This is a genomic window from Azohydromonas sediminis (assembly GCF_003574675.1).
Classification (GTDB): domain Bacteria; phylum Pseudomonadota; class Gammaproteobacteria; order Burkholderiales; family Burkholderiaceae_C; genus Calidifontimicrobium; species Calidifontimicrobium sediminis.
Window position 1 is genome coordinate 1 of sequence record NZ_QOAZ01000112.1, and the last position, 583, is coordinate 583.

Sequence of the window (583 nt, forward strand, 5' to 3'; positions counted from 1 at the left end):
GCAGGCAGGAACGTCATGTCCCAGCACCACAGCTGCCGCGGCGCGGTGGCCACGTGCGTGGTCGGCGGGCGGCTGTGGCGTGGCGCCTTGGCGCGGCCTCGATGACGCGTCTGTGCGTGCGCGCGCAGCACGCGCTGGAACGATGACTCGCTGGCGATGTACACGCCTTCGTCGGCCAGCGCCGGCACGATGCGCGCCGGGGGCATGTGCGCAAAGCGCGGCTCGTTGGCCACGTGCAGGATCTGCTCGCGCTCCTCGGGCGTGAGCGCGTGCGCCGGTGTCGGGCGCACGGCCGCGGGCCTGCCGTCGCCCGAGACGAGCCCGCCGTGGGCCTTCCAGCGCTGCAGCGTGCGCACGTCGATGCCGCCGACCTCGCAGGCCAGGCGCAGCCGCGCGCCGGCCCGGTGGGCCACTTCGATGTCTCGGGCCAGGCTCTGGCGATCTTCGAGGCCGATCATTCGTCCCCGCCCTTGTTGAAGATCGCCTCGACTTTTTTTGACAGCACCAGCAGCGCCGCCGTCTCGGCCAGGGCCCGGTCCTTGCGCCGCAGCTCACGCTCGAGCTCCTTGATGCGCCGGCGGTC

Annotated in this window: 1 pseudogene; it reads right to left on the minus strand. The window is 72.7% G+C overall.

From position 1 onward, the window contains the following. Window positions 1-583: pseudogene (locus DRV96_RS17860) on the minus strand (helix-turn-helix domain-containing protein); the annotation flags it as partial.